This window comes from Micromonospora sp. URMC 107 (genome assembly GCF_051386315.1).
Taxonomy (GTDB): Bacteria; Actinomycetota; Actinomycetes; order Mycobacteriales; family Micromonosporaceae; genus Micromonospora.
This window is the reverse complement of sequence record NZ_JBPQTK010000204.1, coordinates 1-6410: the sequence shown is the minus strand read 5'-3', so window position 1 is coordinate 6410 and position 6410 is coordinate 1. Positions and strand designations below refer to the sequence as shown.

The following is a 6410-nucleotide window of genomic DNA, read 5'->3' as shown; positions in this document are numbered from 1 at the left end:
CCCGGCCGGTGATCACGACGTGCTGGAAGCCGGGGCGGTTCGCCAGGGTGTCGACGACCTCGTCCACGTCCACCCAGCCCCACTTCATCGGGTAGGTGAACTCGTCGAGCACGTAGAGGCCGTACCGCTCGGCGGCGAGGTCGCGCTGGATCTGCCGCCAGCCCTCCAGGGCGTCGGCGGCGTGGTCGGCCTCGCCGCCGCGCTGGATCCAGGACCAGCCCTCGCCCATCTTGTGCCACGCGACCGGGGCGCCCTGCCCGGTGCGCTCGTGCACCTCGCCGAGGGCGCGGAAGGCGTTCTCCTCCCCCACCCGCCACTTGGCGCTCTTGACGAACTGGAACACCCCGACCGGCAGCCCGGCCGTCCAGGCGCGCAGGGCCAGCCCGAACGCGGCGGTCGACTTCCCCTTCATCTGTCCGGTGTGGACGATCAGCAGCGGCCGGTGGCGCCGTTGCCGGGTGGTCAGCCCGTCGGCGGGCACGTGGGACGGCTTTCCCTGCGGCATCAGGCGACGCTCCTTGTCGATCGGGCACCCGCGCCGGCCCCGTCCGCGCCCGCGCCGTCGGCGGCCTCGTCCGGGGCGCCGGAGGTGCGGGATCGCGGGGCGGGGTGGGTGGCGAGGGTGGTGAGCGGGGCGGTGGCCACCTCGTCGAGCCGGTGGTGGGTGGCGTCCAGTTGGGCGGCGAGGCGGCGGGCCAGGCCCAGGCGGACCGGGCCGGTCTCGCAGTCGACGACGACGCAGGATGCGCCGGTGGCCGCGAGGACGCCCGCCGCGCGGGCCGCCCGGTCGAGCGGGCGCTCGCCGGCGGTGGCCCGGCCGTCGGTGACCACCAGCACCAGGGGTCGGCGGCGGGGATCGCGCAGCCGCTCCACCCGCAGCAGGTCGGCGGCGGCGAGCAGCCCCTCGGCCAGCGGGGTGCGCCCGCCGGTGGGCAGCTCGGCCAGCCGGGTGGAGGCGGCCAGCACCGACGAGGTGGCCGGCAGCAGCAGCTGCGCGGCGGCGCCCCGGAAGGCGACCACCGCGACCTTGTCCCGGCGTTGGTAGGCGTCGGTCAGCAGGGCGAGCACGGCGCCCTTGACGGCGGCCATCCGCGCCCGGGCGCCCATCGAGCCGCTGGCGTCGACGACGAAGAGCACCAGGTTGCCCTCGCGTCCCTCGCGGACCGCCTCCCGCACGTCGTCGGGGCGCAGCCGCAGCGGCCCGCCGACCCGGCCGCGCGCGGCCTGGTGCGGGGCGGCGGCCCGGACGGTCGCCGGCAGGTGCAGCACGCCGGCCCGGCCGGCCGGCACCCGCGCCCCGGTGGTCCGGCCGCGCCCGGTCCGGGCCCGGGAGCGGCGGCCGGGCACCCCGTCGCCGATCCCGGGCGCGGTGAGCAGCCGGGCCTTCAGGCCCTGCCGGGGTACGGCCACGGGTGGCCCGCCGCCGGGCCGGTCGTCCGCCGGGCCGGTCCGGCCGGGGGCGCCGGCGTCGTCCGGGTCCCCGGCGCCCGCCTCGCGCGGGCTGGCCGAGGCGTCGGTCGGACGCCCGGTGTCGTCGCCGGGCCGGTCCGGCCACGTGCCCTCGCCACCGTCCCGGCCGGGGTCGCCGTCGCGCGCCAGGCCCGGCGCGTCCGTGCCGGGCGGCGCGCTGCCGCCGTCGTCCGGGGCGCCGCCCGCCCCGGCCGGGCCACCGCCCGGGTCGTCGGGGCCCCGGCCGCCCGGCCCGCCGCCGTCGGGGCCCGGGTCCGGACCGCCGCCCGGGTCGTCGTCGGGATCGTCGTCGCCGGCCCGGTCCAGGGCCTCGTCGAGGCGCTTGTCGTCGAGTCCGGGCGCGTCGAACGGGTTGCGGCGGCGCCGGTGCGGCAGGGCCAGCCGGGCGGCGACCCGCACGTCCTCCACCGTGACCGCGTCCCGGCCGTGCCAGGCGGCGTGCGCCAGCGCGGTACGGGCGGTGACGATGTCGGCCCGCATGCCGTCCACGTCGAAAGCGGCGCACACCTCGGCGATCTGGCGCAGCGCGGCGTCGGGCAGCAGCACGTGCTCCAGCCGCTGCCGGGCGGCGGCGACCCGGCGGGCGACCTGCGCGTCGGCGTCGGCCCAGCGAGCGGCGAACCCGGCCGGGTCGGCGTCGGCGGCGAGCCGCCGGCGGACCACCTCGACGCGTACGGCCGGGTCGCGGCTGGCCCCGACCTCCACAGTCAGCCCGAACCGGTCCAGCAGCTGCGGGCGCAGCTCCCCCTCCTCCGGGTTCATCGTGCCGACCAGCAGGAACCGGGACGCGTGGCTGACCGAGACGCCCTCGCGCTCCACGTGGCAGCGGCCCATGGCGGCGGCGTCGAGGAGCAGGTCGACCAGGTGGTCGTGGAGCAGGTTGACCTCGTCGACGTAGAGCACCCCGCGGTGGGCGGCGGCGAGCAGGCCCGGCTCGAAGGCGCGCACGCCCTCGCCGAGCGCCTTCTCCAGGTCGAGCGAGCCGACCACCCGGTCCTCGGCCGCGCCGACCGGCAGCTCCACCAGCCGGGCGGGCCGCCGCTCGGCGGGCGGGGCGGCCGGGTGCGGGCCGTCCGGGCAGGACGGGTCGGGGGCGGCGGGGTCGCAGGCGAAGCGGCAGCCGGCCACCCGGTCGACCGGCGGCAGCAGCGCCGCGAGCGCCCGGACGGCGGTCGACTTGGCGGTGCCCTTCTCGCCGCGTACCAGCACCCCGCCGATCGCCGGGGAGACGGCGTTGAGCAGCAGGGCCAGCCGCATGTCGTCCATGCCGAGCACCGCGCTGAACGGGTAGGTGGTCACTGGGCCGCCTCCGTTCGCGACTGCGGGGCTCGCAGGACCGGCTCACTCCTCGCGCTCACTGCCGCTCCTCCAGGTCGCCCTCGCTGGCCAGGTACGTCTCGCGGAGCCGGTCCAGGGTGGCCGGCTCGGGCTCGGCCCACAGGCCGCGGTCGGCCGCCTCCAGCAGCCGCTCGGTGATGCCGCGCAGCGCCCACGGGTTGGACCGCTCCAGGAACTCCCGCGTGGTGTCGTCGAAGACGTACGCGGCGGTCAGGTGCTCGTACATCCAGTCGTCGACGACGCCGGCGGTGGCGTCGTAGCCGAACAGGTAGTCGACGGTGGCCGCCAGCTCGAAGGCGCCCTTGTAGCCGTGCCGGCGCATCGCGGCGATCCACTTCGGGTTGACCACCCGGGCCCGGAACACCCGCCGGGTCTCCTCGCCGAGGGTGCGGGTGCGCACGTCGTGCGGCATCGCCGAGTCCCCCACGTACGCGGCCGGGGCGGCGCCGGTGAGGTGGCGGACCATCGCCACCATCCCGCCGTGGTACTGGAAGTAGTCGTCGGAGTCGACGATGTCGTGCTCGCGGGTGTCCTGGTTCTTCACCGCCACGGCGATCCGGGCGAAGGAGCGTTCCATGTCGGCGCGCGCCTCCCGCCCGTCCAGCCCCCGCCCGTACGCGTAGCCGCCCCAGACGGCGTACACCTCGGCGAGGTCGGCGTCGCTGCGCCAGTTGCGGGCGTCGATCAGTGGCAGCAGCCCGGCCCCGTACGCCCCCGGCTTCGAGCCGAAGACGCGCGCGGTGGCCCGCCGCTCGTCGCCGTGCTCGGCGAGGTCGGCGGCGACGTGCGCGCGCACGAAGTTCTCCTCGGCGGGCTCGTCGAGGGCGGCCACCAGCCGCACCGCGTCGTCGATGAGCGCGACCACGTGCGGGAAGGCGTCGCGGAAGAAGCCGGAGATGCGCACGGTGACGTCGACCCGGGGGCGGCCCAGCTCCGCCGTCGGCACCACCTCGACGCCGGTGACCCGGCGGGACCGGTCGTCCCACGTCGGGCGGCAGCCGAGCAGGGCGAGGACCTCGGCGATGTCGTCGCCCTGGGTGCGCATGGCGCTGGTGCCCCAGACGGTGAGCCCGACCGAGCGGGGGTACTCCCCGGTGTCGGCGAGGTGCCGGGCGAGCAGCGAGTCGGCCAGGGCCACGCCGACGTCCCAGGCGTTGCGGCTGGGGATGGCCTTCGGGTCGACGGAGTAGAAGTTCCGGCCGGTGGGGAGCACGTTGACCAGGCCCCGGGTGGGCGAGCCGGACGGGCCGGGCGGCACGAACCGCCCGTCGAGCGCGCCCACCACCCGGTCGATCTCGTCGGTCGTCCGGTTCAGGCGGGGCACCAGCTCGGTGGCGGCGAAGCGGAGCACCGCGGCGGCGTCGGGTACGGCCCGCCCGGCCACCTCCTCGACCACCGCGTCGACGGCGTCGGCGTCCCAGCCGAGGGTCTCCATGCCGACGACCAGCCGGCGGGCCAGGGCCTCGATCAGGTCGACCGCGTCGGCGGCGGTGACGCCCGGCCCGTCCACGGTCTCGGTCAGCTCCTCGGGCACGGCCAGCCGCTCCCCCGGGGAGGCGAGCAGCGCCTGCTCGTCCAGCCCGTACGCGGCGGCCAGCGCCTGCCGCAGGCCGGGCAGCGCGCGGGCGCCGCCCCAGACCTGCGGGGCGCGCAGCACGGCGAGCACGAGGTTGACCCGGGGCTCGCCGGTGGGCACGCCGGCGAGGACGTGCAGGCCGTCGCGGATCTGCACGTCCTTGACCTCGCACAGGTAGCCGTCGAGGTGCAGCACGAAGTCGTCGAAGTCGTCGGCGTCGGGCATCCGCTCGGTGTGCAGGTCGTGGTGCAGCTCGGCGGCGCGCACGAGGTCCCAGATCTGGGCCCGCACGGTCGGCACCTTGGCCGGGTCGAGGGCCTGCACGGTGGCGTACTCGTCGAGCAGCTGCTCCAGCTTCGCCAGCTCGCCGTACGTCTCGGCGCGGGCCATCGGCGGCACGAGGTGGTCGACGACCACGGCGTGCGCGCGCCGCTTGGCCTGCGTGCCCTCGCCGGGGTCGTTGACGATGAACGGGTAGACCAGCGGCAGGTCGCCGAGGACGGCGTCGGGGGCGCAGTCGGCGGCCAGCCCGAGGCCCTTGCCGGGCAGCCACTCCAGGGTGCCGTGCTTGCCCAGGTGCACCACGGCGTCGGCGCCGAAACCGCCGTCGGCGGCGGGCGCGGCCAGCCAGCGGTACGCGGCCAGGTAGTGGTGGCTGGGCGGCAGGTCCGGGTCGTGGTAGATGGCGATCGGGTTCTCGCCGAAGCCGCGCGGCGGCTGGATCAGCAGCACCACGTTGCCGAAGCGCAGCCCGGCGAGCACGATGTCGCCGCCGTCGGTGTAGAGCCCGCCGGGCGGCTCGCCCCAGTGGGCGAGCATCCGGTCCCGCAGCTCCGCCGGCACCTGCGCGAACCACCGCCGGTACGTCTCCCCCGGCACCCGCGCCTCGGCGGCGCCGAGCTGTTCCGGGGTGAGCCACTCGACGTCGTGGCCACCGGCGGCGATGAGGGCGTGGATGAGCGCGTCGCCGTCGTCGGGCACCGGGGCGTCGCCGAGGTCGTAGCCGGCGTCGGCCAGGGCGGCGAGCAGCCGGACCGCCGAGGCGGGGGTGTCCAGGCCGACGGCGTTGCCGACCCGGGAGTGCTTCGTCGGGTACGAGCTGAGCACGACCGCGAGCCGCTTGTCGGCCTGGGGCACGTGCCGCAGCCGGGCGTGCCGCACGGCGATGCCGGCCACCCGGGCGGCCCGCTCCGGGTCGGCCGCGTACGTGGACAGCCCGTCGGCGTCGATCTTCTTGAACGAGAACGGCACGGTGACGATCCGGCCGTCGAACTCGGGGATCGCCACCTGCATCGCGGCGTCCAGCGGGGACAGCCCGGCGTCGCTGGCGGCCCACTGCTCGCGGGTGCTGGTCAGGCAGAGCGCCTGGATCACCGGCACGTCCAGGGCGGCGAGCGCGCCCACGTCCCAGGCGTCCTCGTCGCCCCCGCCGGAGGCGTCGGCGGCGACCGTGCCGCCGGCGGCGAGCACGGTGACCAGCAGGGCGTCGCAGCGGGCGAAGAGCCCGAGCGGCCCCGCGCCAGCGGTGAGGCCGCGCAGCGAGCCGCAGTAGATGGGCAGCGGGTCGCCGCCGGCCGCGTCGACCGCATCGGCGAGGACGTCGACGAACCCGGTGTTCCCGGCGAGGGCGTGCGCCCGGTAGAAGACGATCCCGACGGTCGGCCGGTCCGGCCGCGCGGGCCGCTCGCCGTGGATGCCGTACGTCGGGGTGGGCGCGGGCGGCTCGAACCCCTCGCCGGTGAGCAGCACCGTGTCGGAGAGGAACCGGGCGAGCTGGGCGAGGTTCTCCGGCCCGCCCTCGACCAGGTAGGCCAGGGCCTGGGTGGCCACCCCGGAGGCCACGGTGGAGGCCGCCATCAGCTCCGCGTCCGGCACGTTCTCGCCGCCGAGCACGACCGTCGGCACGCCGGAGGCCAGCACCGCGGCCAGCCCGTCCGGCCACGCCTGCCGGCCGCCGAGCAGGCGTACGACGGCGAGGTCGACGCCGTCGAGCAGCGCGGGCACGGCGTCGGCGGCGACCCGGGTG

At 77.3% G+C, this 6410-nt stretch carries 2 protein-coding genes and 1 pseudogene; all 3 read right to left on the bottom strand.

Annotated elements, in window-relative coordinates:
* Positions 1 to 505: cob(I)yrinic acid a,c-diamide adenosyltransferase (gene cobO / locus ACSNN9_RS27245; RefSeq protein WP_436676132.1), on the bottom strand; the 505-nt coding region annotated here is incomplete at its 3' end.
* Between the two features lie 107 nt (positions 506 to 612).
* Positions 613 to 2828, bottom strand: a pseudogene (locus ACSNN9_RS27240) (VWA domain-containing protein); the annotation flags it as partial.
* Positions 2825 to 6410, bottom strand: a 3586-nt coding sequence (gene cobN, locus ACSNN9_RS27235) for a cobaltochelatase subunit CobN (RefSeq protein WP_436676131.1), incomplete at its 5' end; no start/stop codon positions are given. The pseudogene ACSNN9_RS27240 and the gene cobN, both read right to left, overlap by 4 nt.